At 32.9% G+C, this 14,042-nt stretch carries 14 protein-coding genes; 7 read left to right on the top strand and 7 right to left on the bottom strand.

From position 1 onward, the window contains the following. Positions 1–3 precede the first annotated feature (3 nt). From NGI30_RS02900 to agrA, 6 genes are all read left to right on the top strand, one after another. Positions 4–633 (top strand): nitroreductase family protein, encoded by a 630-nt coding sequence (locus NGI30_RS02900; protein WP_251942670.1) that lies wholly within the window; start codon positions 4–6, stop codon positions 631–633. 126 nt (positions 634–759) lie between these two features. Further along, positions 760–1,545 carry a carbon-nitrogen family hydrolase gene (locus tag NGI30_RS02895; protein ID WP_251518359.1) on the top strand — a complete coding sequence of 262 codons (786 nt, stop codon included), beginning with the start codon at positions 760–762 and terminating at the stop codon, positions 1,543–1,545. Positions 1,546–2,330: 785 nt separating this feature from the next. Beyond that, positions 2,331–2,900: an accessory gene regulator AgrB gene (locus NGI30_RS02890; protein ID WP_251942668.1), complete on the top strand. Its 570-nt coding sequence runs from the start codon at positions 2,331–2,333 to the stop codon at positions 2,898–2,900. Positions 2,901–2,902: 2 nt separating this feature from the next. Continuing rightward, complete coding sequence (agrD, locus tag NGI30_RS02885; protein ID WP_251518356.1) at positions 2,903–3,040, top strand: cyclic lactone autoinducer peptide AgrD; 138 nt, start codon at positions 2,903–2,905, stop codon at positions 3,038–3,040. 28 nt (positions 3,041–3,068) lie between these two features. Beyond that, positions 3,069–4,358, top strand: a complete 1,290-nt coding sequence (gene agrC, locus NGI30_RS02880; protein ID WP_251942665.1) for a quorum-sensing sensor histidine kinase AgrC — start codon at positions 3,069–3,071, stop codon at positions 4,356–4,358. Positions 4,359–4,376: 18 nt separating this feature from the next. After that, complete coding sequence (agrA, locus tag NGI30_RS02875; RefSeq protein ID WP_251518352.1) at positions 4,377–5,093, top strand: quorum-sensing response regulator AgrA; 717 nt, start codon at positions 4,377–4,379, stop codon at positions 5,091–5,093. Between the two features lie 49 nt (positions 5,094–5,142). Here agrA and NGI30_RS02870 read toward each other — a convergent pair whose 3' ends face one another. The 6 genes from NGI30_RS02870 to NGI30_RS02845 form a co-directional block, all read right to left on the bottom strand. After that, entirely contained in the window at positions 5,143–6,108 is a 966-nt protein-coding gene (locus tag NGI30_RS02870; RefSeq protein WP_251518350.1) for a carbohydrate kinase family protein, read from the bottom strand. After that, positions 6,071–7,588, bottom strand: coding sequence for a sucrose-6-phosphate hydrolase (locus tag NGI30_RS02865; RefSeq protein WP_251518348.1), 1,518 nt, complete (start codon positions 7,586–7,588; stop codon positions 6,071–6,073). The genes NGI30_RS02870 and NGI30_RS02865 overlap by 38 nt, the downstream gene beginning before the upstream one ends. A gap of 91 nt (positions 7,589–7,679) precedes the next feature. After that, complete coding sequence (locus tag NGI30_RS02860; RefSeq protein WP_251518346.1) at positions 7,680–8,642, bottom strand: LacI family DNA-binding transcriptional regulator; 963 nt, start codon at positions 8,640–8,642, stop codon at positions 7,680–7,682. Between the two features lie 196 nt (positions 8,643–8,838). Continuing rightward, entirely contained in the window at positions 8,839–9,063 is a 225-nt protein-coding gene (locus NGI30_RS02855; RefSeq protein ID WP_251518344.1) for a sulfurtransferase TusA family protein, read from the bottom strand. An 18-nt stretch (positions 9,064–9,081) separates the two neighbouring features. Continuing rightward, positions 9,082–10,173 carry a YeeE/YedE family protein gene (locus NGI30_RS02850; RefSeq protein WP_251942663.1) on the bottom strand — a complete coding sequence of 364 codons (1,092 nt, stop codon included), beginning with the start codon at positions 10,171–10,173 and terminating at the stop codon, positions 9,082–9,084. A gap of 254 nt (positions 10,174–10,427) precedes the next feature. Beyond that, positions 10,428–11,051 carry a redox-sensing transcriptional repressor Rex gene (locus NGI30_RS02845; RefSeq protein ID WP_251943914.1) on the bottom strand — a complete coding sequence of 208 codons (624 nt, stop codon included), beginning with the start codon at positions 11,049–11,051 and terminating at the stop codon, positions 10,428–10,430. A 166-nt stretch (positions 11,052–11,217) separates the two neighbouring features. Between NGI30_RS02845 and NGI30_RS02840 the strand changes: the two genes are divergently transcribed. After that, positions 11,218–13,152 carry an ABC-F family ATP-binding cassette domain-containing protein gene (locus NGI30_RS02840; protein WP_251518340.1) on the top strand — a complete coding sequence of 645 codons (1,935 nt, stop codon included), beginning with the start codon at positions 11,218–11,220 and terminating at the stop codon, positions 13,150–13,152. A gap of 369 nt (positions 13,153–13,521) precedes the next feature. On the opposite strand, the gene NGI30_RS02835 is transcribed toward NGI30_RS02840, so the two are convergent. After that, positions 13,522–13,944 (bottom strand): VOC family protein, encoded by a 423-nt coding sequence (locus NGI30_RS02835; RefSeq protein ID WP_251518338.1) that lies wholly within the window; start codon positions 13,942–13,944, stop codon positions 13,522–13,524. Positions 13,945–14,042: the final 98 nt, after the last annotated feature.

Below are 14,042 nucleotides of genomic sequence, written 5' to 3'. Positions count from 1 at the left end.
TTTATGGGACTATTTAATAAAAAATCAGATGACCTTACATCTTTACAAAATGCGATTGAAACAAGAAGAACGATATATAGTTTAGACACAGAAATTTCAATTTCAGATGAGGACGTTGAAAACATCATTGAACATGCCATCAAACATGTGCCTTCATCATTTAATTCTCAATCTACACGAATCGTTTTATTATTGAACGATAATCACAATAAATTTTGGGATATCACAAAAGCAACTTTAAAAGAAGTTATGGGTCCAGATAGAGATTTCCAACCTACTTCGGATAAAATTGATAATTTCAAACATTCACATGGAACAATCCTTTATTTTGAAGACGAAGACGTAATTAAAGGTTTACAAGATAAAATGCCTAATTACGCAGAAAACTTCGCTCTCTGGTCTAGCCAAACAAACGCTATGCACCAATTTGCCATATGGACTGCGTTAAGCACAAAAGGTATCGGAGCTTCTTTACAACACTATAATCCTATTGTTGATCAAGCGGTTACTGAGACTTTTGACATTCCTAAATCATGGAAATTAATGGCACAAATGCCATTCGGTAATATTAGAGAAAACGCTGGAGACAAAGAATTCCAAGATATTAACTCACGTTTTGTAGTAAAAAAATAATTGAGATAAAACAGAGATATACAGTATATCTCTGTTTTTTACGATTTTATTTTATGTTAAAGATTTTTGAATAATCTGATAATATTTAGTATAGTTGCCATAATAACAATTTAAGGGGCGATATACATGAATATCGAAATTTTTCAATTTAAAGTTGAGCCTGCAAACGTAGAACAAAATGAAGCGGTCATTAAAAAATGCTTTGAACAATATGTAACTTCTGACACAGATGTGGTGGTTTTGCCTGAAATGTGGAACAACGGCTATGCATTACCTCATTTAGAAGGTTTAGCAGATAAAGAATTAACAAGAAGCAAAGCATTTATAGGAAAACTAGCATTTAACTACGATGTCGATATTATTGCTGGGTCAGTTTCAAATAAACACGATGGTAGCGTTTATAATACTGCTTTCACCGTTAATAATAATGGAGAAATTATTAATCAATACGACAAAGTCCATCTTGTTCCTATGTTAGATGAACCCAAATTCTTAGCACCAGGTGATGTAGTGCCAGAAAGCTTTAATTTAACAAATGGAATCAGTGCTACACAAATTATCTGTTATGATTTACGTTTTCCCGAATTATTAAGATATCCAGCTCGCACCGGTGCACAAGTGGCTTTCTATGTTGCACAATGGCCAGACGTTAGAGCTGATCATTGGGTTGCGTTATTAAAAGCACGTGCAATTGAAAATGATATGTTTATCGTTGCTTGTAATGGATGTGGAGATGATGGCAAAACACTTTATGCAGGTCAATCAATGGTCATTAACCCAAATGGAGAAATTGTGGCTAGCTTAAAAGACAAAGAAGATCATTTAACATATGAGCTTGATATAAATGAAGTACAACAACAACGGAAAAATATTCCTGTCTTCGAAAGTATAAAACCGAGTCTTTATAAATAAAAAATAAACCGTGAGCTTGGGAGGGACTCACGGTTTTAATTATTAAGGGAATGTTTTGCAATTATTTTTCTATCTATTTTTGGGGATGTTATTAATTATGAAAAAATTAGTGAATTTAACGATTAATTATAAATCGACAATTTTCAGATAGCTTACATGTTAAATTTAATTTGGCTCTGTTATAGTCAAATTAAATTGTATAGATTTGAGACTGGGAGAATCTACAAACCTAATAAAGATAACAATAATTTGAGACTGGGAAAGATCTACAAATTAAAGTATTGAGATGATTCTTGATTTGAGACTGGGAAAATCTACAAATCATATGTGAGTTGGGATCTTATCAGTACTACTTTACGAAACCAAAAACCTTCGCTGAAATGTCTCTGTCTCTACATCAGCCTCCTATGTTTTTGTATTCAAAGAATTGAAAAACAGGGACTAATGTGCAAAAGAGACAACTACACGAAGAAATGTCATCACATTAGTGTTTTAATTACACTCTTCTGCTAAGCATAATTAAAATAAATCCAAACATGAAATATGCATTTCAATTGGATTTGTTTATCACTTCTTTGTGATACAAGTACATTAAACCATAATATTATTTTAAATCGTAAAAAAATTCCTAACTCATTACATTTTATTCTTAACTGTTAGTAAAAATATGTTAAAATGAGTTTTGTAAATGTAAAAAACAGTTAGGCGTTAGAAATGTACAGTTAGGCATTAATTCGCATGATTTTTTAATAAAATTGTATAATACATCTAAGGAGAGAAACGTGATGTCTAAAGTTATTGACCGTAAAATTGATAGTTTTTCTAGGTATTTGCAACAACGAAACAACTTAGATCATATTGAATTTCTTAAAGTACGTTTGGGGATACAAGTAGCGGTTAGTAATTTTTTCAAAACGATTGTCACGTATGGTGTTTCTATCCTATTTGATGCCTTTCTATACACTCTAACTACACATTTATCATACTTTCTCATGCGAAGGTATGCCCATGGCGCACATGCAAAATCGTCTATTATGTGTCATGTACAAAATTTATTGTTATTTGTTTTTTTACCTTGGGGTATAGCTCATATTTATATACCATCATATGTAATGTATATTTTGGCATGTTTCGGAATCATAATTCTTTTTATTTATGCACCAGCAGAAACTAAAAAGCAACCGATTCCAGAGCGACTTAAAAAAGGTAAAAAAGTAAAAGCAATATCAGTAGCATTAGTCTTATTATTTATTTCCGTTTTTGTCCCTTTAGTCTATCAGCAATTAATTTTATTAGGTATATTGTTAATATCTACAACACAATTACCTATATTTTTTCCTAAGGAGGATGTTTAAAGATGCAAATTTTCGAATCTATACTTAACATTATTACTAAATTATTTTCATTACTAGGAACGAGTGCAACTGGGAAACCATGCGGTGGATTTTTCGATGAACCTGAAGTACCTAAAGAGTTAACTGAACTATACGAATAATTGTTTAACAATAGAGAGTGTGTAGAAAATGGCAATCTTAGATTCAATTTTTTTAATAATATTTCAGTCAATATGTCCTTTTATTTTAATTAAAATCTTAAATAAAATAAATTACACTTTGAGGGATTATATTTCTATTTTAGGGATTATAATCCCTTCTAATATTCTTTTTTGTTTTATTGAAGCAAAAGCAATGATTGTTTTATTAGTTGGTGCTGCAATTTTTATGTACCTTAAAAATAAAATGATGGGCATATTATCCGTTTTAATAAGTTTTTTCATTTTATATATGACCAATTTTGTTACAATTTGGTTAGGTGCCTTATTCTTTGTCTTCGTTCCGTCAAATGTATTATTTAGCATAATTTATGTAGCAATTTTTTTAATATTTTCAATTTCAACAGCATATATTGCAAGGTATTTTTTAAGAACTCTTATTACTTCAGGTTTATCTGTAAGTAAAATCTACCTTTCGATAGTTGCTAGTTTTTTGTTTATAGTCCTATTAATTATTTGTTTTTATTTACCAAATAAATCTTTAAATTTTGGTGACTTAAAATTCTTAGTCTTTATCGGAGCTATGGTAATAATTGCTTTAGCTATCATAGTTATAACCATTTCTTTCAGCATTGTCAGACAAATTCAGTACAAACGTAATATGCAGGAAATTGATAATTATTACAAATACACACTTCAAATAGAAAAAATCAATAATGAAATGCGTAAATTTCGTCATGATTACGTAAACATCCTTTCTACAATGTCGGATTTTATAAGAGAGGACGACATGAAGGGTTTACGAACGTATTTCAATGAAGAAATATTACCTATGCAAGATAGCATGCAAATGAATGCAATTAAAATCAATGGTATTGAAAATTTAAAAGTGCGTGAGATTAAAGGATTACTCACTACGAAAATTTTACAAGCACAGGAAAAAGATATTACTATAAATATTGAAGTACCTGATGAAATTGATCATATCAATATGCGAAAGATTGATCTTAGTCGTATTATAGGGATTATACTTGATAATGCAATTGAAGCCTCCGAAAAAATTGAAGAGGAACCTTTAATTCGACTGGCGTTTATTAAAAACGAAGCAACTTCAGTCACGTTGATTGTGATGAATAAATGTGAATCGGATATGCCGCGTCTACATACATTATTTCAACAAAATTTTTCAACAAAAGGCAAAAATCGCGGTTTAGGTTTATCAACGTTGAAGGAAATAACTGATGAAACACCAAATGTGTTATTAGATACAACCATAGATGCAAATTACTTTATACAAAAAGTAGAAATTCTAAATTCTTAATCATAAGGGCGTGTAACTATGAAGATTTTCATTTGTGAAGATGACGTAAAACAACGTGAGAATATGATGTCGATTATTAACAACTACATTATGATTGAAGAAAAACCGATGTCTATTGAATTAGCAACAGACGACCCATATGAAGTCATCGAAACAGCTAAAGAAACAAGCGATATTGGATGTTACTTTTTAGATATTCAACTGAATGCAGATATTAATGGCATCAAACTTGCTAGCGAAATTCGTAAGTTTGACCCTGTCGGTAATATTATATTTGTAACGAGTCACAGCGAGCTTACTTACCTCACCTTCGTTTATAAAGTTGCCGCTATGGACTTCATCTTTAAAGACGATCCTGATGAACTACAGTCAAGAATCATTGACTGTATTGAAACAGCGGAAAAACGTTTGAATCTACTTTCAAAAGAAGATAACGTGGAAACAATTGAGCTTAAAAGAGGAAGTAATTCAGTGTATGTTCAGTACGATGACGTCATGTTCTTTGAATCCTCATCCAAATCTCATCGTCTTATCGCCCATCTAGATAATCGACAAATTGAATTTTATGGTAGTCTTAAAGAATTACACCAGTTAGATGATCGCTTCTTTAGATGTCATAATAGTTTTGTAGTCAACAGACATAATATCGAATCAATTGATTCAAAAAACAGAATTGTATATTTCAAAAATAAAGAACATTGCTATGCTTCAGTAAGAAATGTTAAAAAAATATAATTTTAAAGCCAAAGATGAAACGATAAATGCGTTCCTCTTTGGCTTATTTTTATTGATATAATGCTTGCTCTACTTCTTTTAAAGTCGGTATACTTTCTATCGCTCCATATTTAGTCGTCACAGAAGCGGCAACAAAGTTACTAAATTCTAATATTGCTTCGCCTTGTTCTTTCAATAATTTAATAACATCAGTTTCTTGTGAAGTAATCAGTTGACTAATGATTGCTCCTATAAAAGCATCTCCAGCACCTGTCGTGTCTTTTACTTCTACTTTAAAACCTTGTTGTTGAATTGAATGGCCATCTTTAAAATAAATCGTAGCACCATGAGCTCCTTGAGTATAAATAACTGCTTCAACATCACCTGTAAATAGAGATTGAATGGCTTGTTGTTCGTCTTCATATCCAGTAACAAATGATAGTTCTTCGTCTGAAATTTTCACAATATGTGCTTTCGGAATAAATGATTGAATCGTCTCTTTCGCGTCGTTTTCATTACTCCATAAAGGCAATCTCACATTTGGATCAAATACAACAGTGCCGCCTGCATTTTTTACTTTATTGATTAAAGCCGTATGTGCATGTTTCATTGGACTTTCGATTAAGTCTACTGAACAGAAATGTAATACATCATCTTCGTTTACTTTAATGTCGTCTACATACTCGGGTTGGTATAACATATCGGCCGAAGGTTTACGATAGAATGAAAAATCTCGTTCGCCTTCTTTAGTTAAGCTAACAAATGCTAAAGCAGTATTCGCTTCATCTGTAATTCTTAAGTAATTTGTATGCACACCGATTGCTTCAATCGTATCAATAATCGCCTCACCGAATGCATCGTCACCGAGTTGCGTAATCATTTCGGCATGACCGCCTAGTTTCGTTGCAGTACAAGCAACATTACAAGGCGCACCACCAACTTGACGTGTGAAACCATTGACTTCTTTTAATTTAGCATCAGTTGTATCTGGAATAAAGTCAATTAGAGCTTCCCCTATTGCTAATAGTCTTTTCATCTTCTTCACCCTTTAAGTCGTATTTAGTAAATTTAAGAAAGGCTTGACCGGATTCCGTCGAAGTCTTTATCCCCACTGCATCTTCATCTGTAAATAGTCTCGATGTTAATACGCGTTCACCATCGTTGCAAAAGATTTCAATGCTAGAAGTATCTACAAATAGTTGTAACTTTGATAAATCTGTATCTAATGTAGTAGTACGTGTTGTACCTTCAACATTTTCTGGTAAATAACCACTATCTGTCCTATCTAATGTGAGTTTTCTTGATTTCGTATTGTATCCTATTAAAGTACTTTGAGATTTTGAAGTTCGAACTTCAAAATAAATCTCTGTAGCTTCATTTTCCAAAACATCTATAATTAACTCAAACTGTTTTCCTTCATAAGGATGTAGTTTCGTCGTAAATTTATTTGCATAACCTAATGCAGTTTCTTTATTTGTACGCAATTTTTCTAAATCTTTGATTGGACGTTGTTTTAGGTTTCCACCTTCCACTGAAAGAACGCGCGGTAAAGTTAAACAATGCGCCCATCCATCTTGATCTGAAGGATAAGTCGTATCAGGCAGCCCCATCCAACCGATCAGAATACGACGCCCGAATTCGTCAACGAACGTTTGAGGTGCGTAAAAATCAAAACCATAATCTAGCTCATGAAAATCTCCATGATTCATCTTTAAATGATTAATGTCTAATTGGCCCATGATATACCCAGACTGATAAATATTTCTAAAATGCTCGCCATCTGATTCGACACCTTGAGGGCAGAATAATAAAATATCGTATCCATCGATATTAAAATAATCTGGGCACTCCCACATATAACCGAAAGCATCTAAATTTGTATTAATTTCACCTAAAAATTCCCAATGCTTAATATCTTGAGAGCGATATTGTAGAGCTCTCCCTTGGCCTAACTCGTTTTGGGCACCAATAATTGCATAATATGTATCATCTTTTATAAACACTTTAGGATCCCTAAAGTGTTGTGTGTAACCTGTTGGAGGATGTGAGATTACCGCTTCGGGAAACTTCTCCACGCTACCATCGTCATGAACTTTAGCGATATGTTGTGTTGAAACACGGTTCCATTCTTCATCTCGGTGATTCGCCGTATACATATAGTAAAGTTCTCCCTTATAAACAAATGCACTACCACTATAAACACCATGGCTATCACTCACAGTATCAGGCCTCAATGAAATACCTTGTGGTGAAAAATGAACTAAATCTTTACTTGTATATGTATACCAATATTTCAAACCATGTACTGGCCCTAACGGAAACCATTGATGGGAAATATAATATAAACCGTTATAATAAATTAATCCATTTGGATCATTTAATAAGCCAGTCTTCGGTTGTATATGGAATAATTGTCTGTATTTCGACAAATTAACTTGTTGTTGTAAATTTTCTAAAGTTTCGTTATCGACATCTTCATATCTTTGATAACGTTGTGCCCTTGTCCATTCAGCCATTATCTTACCTCCAAAAATCATTAAAAATAATACAAATCATTATTTATTTGGTACCGGTTCCACTTATTTCTTTTATTTTATCATGACCCTATTATAATTTAAATGCACATGTCACATCTACGACGCTGATGTCATCTTTTTGCTGATTTTTAATTGAGCGCTGTAGTTTAGACATTGCGATTTCTCCGGCCTCTACAAAATGATATTCTACCGTATTAATCGCTGGTGTCACAATTTCTGTTACTGGATCGCCACCGAATCCTACAATTAAAGGTTGTTGCAGTTTATCTTCATAGTCAAACGTAAACTTATGAACTGCTAAAGCAATTGAATCTGTCGCTCCGATAATGACATCATAATCTCTTGCATTTTCTAAATCTGAACTAACATCTTTTAAAGCTTCTTTATAATGAAAAGATGTTTCAGATATCACTGGTTCTATTTCGAATGCCTTCAGTCCATCACATAGACCGTTTTTCCTTTTAACACCAACTGCAATATCCGTTTCAGTCACTCCAAAATATTTAACTTTTTTATAGCTTTTTTGACCGATAAGCTTGCCAACCATATACCCTGCTTGATAGTCATCGTGTATGACACAGTTTAATTGCGGATGTTCTTGTCCAATGATGACAACTGGTACATTCATTTTATTTATAACCTCTAAATGTTTGTCAGTAATTTCTGTCGCCATAAAGATCACGCCATCAACTTTACTACGATTAAACGTTTCAAGTGCATCAATTTCTAATTCACTATGTAAATTTGTATAGTTTAATAGGAGTCTATAATTCAGATTATCACAAACTTTTTTGACTCCCTTAATCGTTTCATCAACTGCATGTGAATTCATTCTTGGTATAATGGCACCAATCATATTTGTACTTTGAGCTCTTAAACTTCTCGCAAATTGATTTGGTTGATAGTCATTTTCTTCAATTATTTTATCCAATTTTTGCTTTGTTTTATTACTAACAGAGCCGTTATTTAAATATCTTGAGACTGTACTTTTTGAGACGCCGGCAATTTTAGCAATATCGGTAATGTTTTTCATCAAATCTCACTCTCATATATGGTCATTATAAACTTTATTTATTTTACCATATTAGCAGATGATAAAATACTATTTCAAAATAAATAGACACATCAGGATAAGGACATAGACGTTTTTATTACAAATGTATAGTGTAGTTACATAACGTCTATATTTAAATAAGTCCTAACCTCATGTGTCTCAAATATTGCAATTTTTATGCTTTCTGTACTGTAATTGTCCAAGAAGCATCATCTAATTGTTCATAATTCGTAACAGGGTAGCCTTGTTCGGCTGCCCAATTTGGAATGGCTTCTGTAGCTTGCGTGCAATCGAAATCTATCTTTAATTCGTCTCCTAAATTTAAATCTGTCATTGTCTTTTGTGCTTCTATTAATGGGAACGGACATACCATCCCTACTGTTCCTAATTCATATACCATAATCACTTACTCCTTCCTTTAAGTTGTCTGTGTTTGTGTGGACATTGCTTGTTTCTTACTGTTTGCACGTTGCGCTTTCTTCATTGGTTTAATAAATATAAAATAACTCATAAACCATGCTCCGAGTATCATTGACCCTAGCGCAATCCAGCCTTTCCAAGACATTGCTGCGGTTTCAACAAGTCCATTACCAATTGAACAACCGCCAGCAACTGAGGCACCAAATCCCATAAATGCTCCGCCAATCACACTGTTTCTAATTGTTTTCTTGTCAGGTAAACGCCATTTAAATTCACGTGCACCTCTTGCTGCAACGTAAGACCCGAAGAAGATACCTACGACAAGAAATACGCCCCAATCTAATAACTTTGTATCTCCTGTAAGTAGAAATTGAACGATATTTGCTGAAGGTGTCGTAATACCCAAACCATGCATACGTCCTGTAGATTCACTCATAGGCCAAGCGAGTAAGGCTATTAATCCGACTGCAATAGCAGCTATAAAAGGATGATATCTTTTTTCAAATAACGCATGTCTTAAACCAGAATATTTCTGTTTTAATTTAGGGATGGCTATTTGGGGTTTAGGTTTTCGCAATGTTTTTATTACGAGGAAACCAGTGATAATCGTCAATAAAGCAACCCATACCCACATTGGAATACCTGTCGTTTGTGCCATACTCGTGTTGACGTTGGTCGGTTTATTCACTTTATTCATCACGGGTAATAAAATCCCAAATTTCGTTACAGCTGAAGTGAAACCATATGCAATTAAAGCGACCCAACTACCAATGAGTCCTTCTCCTGCTCTATACCATGTCCCAGTGGCACAACCTCCAGCTAAAATAATTCCAACACCAAAAATAAATGAACCAATCACAGTTCCTATGATTGGGTATGTTGATTCTGGTATTTTCACAAGACCAAATGAAGATAAAATAACTAACCCAATACTTTGTACAGTTATTGCTATAAGCAATGCATAAAACATCTTATTGCTTTTTTGCACATACATATCTCTAAATCCGCCTGCTAAGCAAAATCTTGTTCTTTGCATGACGAACCCTAACAGCAAGCCCACAATTAGACCACTGAATATCATCCATAACATGTTATGACCTCATTTCCGATTAACTTAATATGATTAATAATATATTAATTTATGTTCATTTTCAACCACATCAGTTTAATCATTACAGTGTGAGTTCCATTAAATTAGTATATTCATAAAAATTTCAATCTGTATGTTGTTATTGGAAATAGAAGATTAGAGCGCTTTTCTAAAAATACAAAAACGCACTATAAATATGTTGCATACAAATGCAAATTTCATATTTATAGCACGTTTCACTATAGAAAAATAAATTATTTATTATTGTAATTTTTCATAAAAAATAATAATGATAGTAGCTCAATCCCCAAATCAATGTGCTGAACTTGAACATCCTCTGGAGTCGTCACGCGTCTTGGTGTAAAATTCAATATACCTTTCACACCTAAATCCACTAAATTGTCGACTACCTTTTGAGCTGCGTCTTCAGTAGTTGTTAAAATTACAACGTCAATATTTCCTTGCATCAAAATATCAGATATTTGATCATAAGATTTCACAACGACATTACCAATTTGAGTCCCAATAATATTTTCCCGTATATCAAATGCTTCCGTTATCGTCATATCATCGTGTATAGAAAAGTTATACGTTAATAATGCTTTCCCTAAATTCCCTACGCCTACTAGAGCTATTTTAATTTCTTCATCGTCACTGATTTCATGTTTAAAGAAATGCAATAAACTATCAATATTATAACCATAGCCCTTTTTACCTAATTCTCCAAAATATGAAAAATCACGTCGAATCGTAGCAGAATCAATATTTAAACCTTCACTAATCATTTTAGAATTAACTCTATCAATACCTTTTTCCTTTAAGGTATGCACGAATCTATAATACAACGGTAAGCGCTTTAATGTAGCACGAGGAATCATATCGCCCTGATTAGCCAAAGTACTGTCCCCCTATTATTTTTCTTGTCTTAAACTATCTCACAATACTTGATTATTATACATGACTACAATATAAAAATAAACAATCATAGTTTTAACCGTGCCCTGAATACTGTAAAATAAAAGATAATAGAGAGGTGCGATTCAAATGATATTATTACAACTCAACAACATCACAAAGTCATTTGACGGTGAAGATATATTCAATGATGTGGATTTAGAAGTGAAAACTGGCGAACGCATTGGTATTGTTGGTCGAAATGGTGCAGGAAAGTCCACACTAATGAAGATTATTGCCGGTGTTGAAAGTTATGACGAAGGTACTATATCCAAAACTAAAAACTTAAAGCTCGGTTATCTCACCCAACAAATGACTTTAAATACGAATCATACGGTAATAGAAGAAATGTCTAAACCGTTTAATCATTTAAAGCAAATTGAAGATGAAATGCAAAAAGAAACAGATTGGCTTGCACAACATGCTGAAGATTTCGAAAGTGAATCTTATAAATCACATTTAGATCGTTACGAAACATTGTCCAATCAGTTCGAACAACAAGAAGGCTATCAATATGAAAGTAAAATCAAGACCGTACTCTTTGGCCTTAACTTTAAAAAAGCGGATTTTAACCGCCCTATTAATGACTTTAGCGGAGGCCAAAAAACCCGACTATCTTTAGCCCAAATGTTACTTAATGAACCTGATTTATTACTACTTGACGAGCCTACCAACCATCTAGATATGGAAACGACTCAATGGTTAGAAGGTTACCTCAATTACTTTAAAGGCGCTATCATTATAATCAGTCACGATCGTTATTTCTTAGATAAAATTGTCAATCAAATTTATGATGTAGCTCTAGGCGATGTTCAACATTACTTAGGTAATTATAGTCAATTTATTAAACAGCGTGATCAATATTATAAAAAACGAATGCAAGAATATGAAAGTCAACAAGCAGAAATTAAACGCTTAGAAACGTTTGTAGATAAAAATATTGCACGTGCTTCAACTTCTGGTATGGCGAAAAGCCGCCGTAAAATGTTAGAAAAAATTAAACGCATGGATAAACCGATGATTGATGCTAAAAGTGCAAACATCCAATTTGATTTTGATAGAAATACCGGAAATGATGTATATCATATTAAAAATTTACAAATTGGCTATGATGCACCCATTACGAGTGGAATTAATTTAGAAATTACTAAAGGTGATCACATCGCAGTCATCGGACCAAACGGCATTGGAAAGTCCACATTAATTAAAACAATTGCTGGCAAATTAAATAAACTTGATGGAGAAATTGTAACGGGTGCGAATTTAAAAGTAGGCTACTACGATCAGAAACAAGCTGAATTTAAATCTTCTAAAACAATTCTAGATTACATATGGGACCAATACCCTATGATGAATGAAAAGGATGTACGTGCAATATTAGGCCGCTTCTTATTTGTTCAAGAAGATGTAAAGAAGATTATCAACGATTTATCTGGTGGCGAAAAGGCACGTCTACAACTCGCGTTACTCATGCTAGAACGCAATAATGTACTCATTTTAGACGAACCTACAAACCATCTCGATATTGACTCTAAAGAAATGTTAGAGCAAGCGTTAGCACAATTCGAAGGTACATTACTGTTCGTATCACACGATCGTTATTTTATTAATCAATTAGCTAATAAAGTATTTAGCCTGGATCATGATGGTGGCACAATCTATCTCGGTGACTATCAATATTACACTGAAAAACTAGAAGAACAGCAAGCCATTCAAGCTAAAGCGGAACAAGAGACCCAGGCGGAATCAAACACTAAAAATCAAAGTAATACTTACAAATCACAAAAACAACAACGTAAAGAACAACGCCAAATCGAACGTAAAATAGAACAATGTGAAGAACAAATTCAAACGTACGAACAACAAATTAGTGAATTAAATGAAGCTTTAACGCAACCAGAAGTGTATTCAGATCCACAAAAAGCGAATGAAATGACTCAAGAAAAAAATGATGCCGAACAAAAACTAGAACAAACAATGACAGAGTGGGCAGAATTACAAGAATCATTAACATCAGCTCAATAATTGTAAAGGTGCAAAAGGAGAATTTCTCACTTTTGCACCTTTTTATTTTACATTTTACAATAACTTTTATTCACAATGTATTTCCTATAATGATAGCTATCCACAAAGTTATCCTAGTTATCCACAGGTAAAAAGTAACTTTTGCTGTTGCTAATTTTCAGATATCTACCATTGTCCACATGGATACACAGTAATTATCCACAAGTTATACACTTTTTGTTGATAAGTACGCATGTTCCCTCTTGACTTTTAAACTAATATATAATTATTGAGATAATATTGCTTTACAATATTTAAATATGCACAAAAAAAGACTTTAGAAACGTCATCAATGTTTCTAAAGCCCTGTAATAATTAGTTATGTTTTTATTATTCAGCGTTAACCATCCAAGTTACACCATATGGGTCATTAAACATACCATAGAACTCTGACCATTCAGTTTTACCTAATGGCATTGTTACTTCACAACCACCAGCAACTGCTCTATTGAAAAATTCTTCAGCACGTTCTTTATCGGCAGTATTTGAAGCGTCAAAAGTAAATGCAACAATAGCCCCAGTATTATCTATGCTCTTATTCTTCCATGTGTCACTGCAGTAAAAAGTTTCACCTAAAATTTCGAATGAAGCATGCATCGTAAAGTCTTTGTCAATTTGGTAATCGTCAGGCATATCGTCGAACATTTTGTCGTCGCCACCAAGGCGATTGATATTTGTTGCACCTAAATGTTTTTCATAAAAATTTAACGCTGATAAACTATTTTGAAAGTTGAAGTATTGAATTGATTTCATAGTTGAAACCTCCTATGTTTATAAATGATTTGTCATGAGTCAATTTTTTAATAATCCTCTATTACTTATACCCATATTATTATTTATTAAAATATCAA

The sequence above is a fragment of the Staphylococcus sp. Marseille-Q5304 genome (assembly GCF_943737015.1).
Classification (GTDB): Bacteria; Bacillota; Bacilli; order Staphylococcales; family Staphylococcaceae; genus Staphylococcus; species Staphylococcus hsinchuensis.
Note: the sequence above shows the minus strand (reverse complement) of the source record. Positions and strands in the feature narration are given on the sequence as shown.

Bases quoted from the DNA above. Each gene is read 5' to 3' on its own strand.
- NGI30_RS02900 (WP_251942670.1), top strand. From the start codon at position 4: ATGGGACTATTTAATAAAAAATCAGATGACCTTACATCTTTACAAAAT.
- NGI30_RS02895 (WP_251518359.1), top strand. From the start codon at position 760: ATGAATATCGAAATTTTTCAATTTAAAGTTGAGCCTGCAAACGTAGAA.
- NGI30_RS02890 (WP_251942668.1), top strand. From the start codon at position 2,331: ATGTCTAAAGTTATTGACCGTAAAATTGATAGTTTTTCTAGGTATTTG.
- agrD (WP_251518356.1), top strand. From the start codon at position 2,903: ATGCAAATTTTCGAATCTATACTTAACATTATTACTAAATTATTTTCA.
- agrC (WP_251942665.1), top strand. From the start codon at position 3,069: ATGGCAATCTTAGATTCAATTTTTTTAATAATATTTCAGTCAATATGT.
- agrA (WP_251518352.1), top strand. From the start codon at position 4,377: ATGAAGATTTTCATTTGTGAAGATGACGTAAAACAACGTGAGAATATG.
- NGI30_RS02870 (WP_251518350.1), bottom strand. From the start codon at position 6,108: ATGAAAAGACTATTAGCAATAGGGGAAGCTCTAATTGACTTTATTCCA.
- NGI30_RS02865 (WP_251518348.1), bottom strand. From the start codon at position 7,588: ATGGCTGAATGGACAAGGGCACAACGTTATCAAAGATATGAAGATGTC.
- NGI30_RS02860 (WP_251518346.1), bottom strand. From the start codon at position 8,642: ATGAAAAACATTACCGATATTGCTAAAATTGCCGGCGTCTCAAAAAGT.
- NGI30_RS02855 (WP_251518344.1), bottom strand. From the start codon at position 9,063: ATGGTATATGAATTAGGAACAGTAGGGATGGTATGTCCGTTCCCATTA.
- NGI30_RS02850 (WP_251942663.1), bottom strand. From the start codon at position 10,173: ATGTTATGGATGATATTCAGTGGTCTAATTGTGGGCTTGCTGTTAGGG.
- NGI30_RS02845 (WP_251943914.1), bottom strand. From the start codon at position 11,051: ATGATTCCTCGTGCTACATTAAAGCGCTTACCGTTGTATTATAGATTC.
- NGI30_RS02840 (WP_251518340.1), top strand. From the start codon at position 11,218: ATGATATTATTACAACTCAACAACATCACAAAGTCATTTGACGGTGAA.
- NGI30_RS02835 (WP_251518338.1), bottom strand. From the start codon at position 13,944: ATGAAATCAATTCAATACTTCAACTTTCAAAATAGTTTATCAGCGTTA.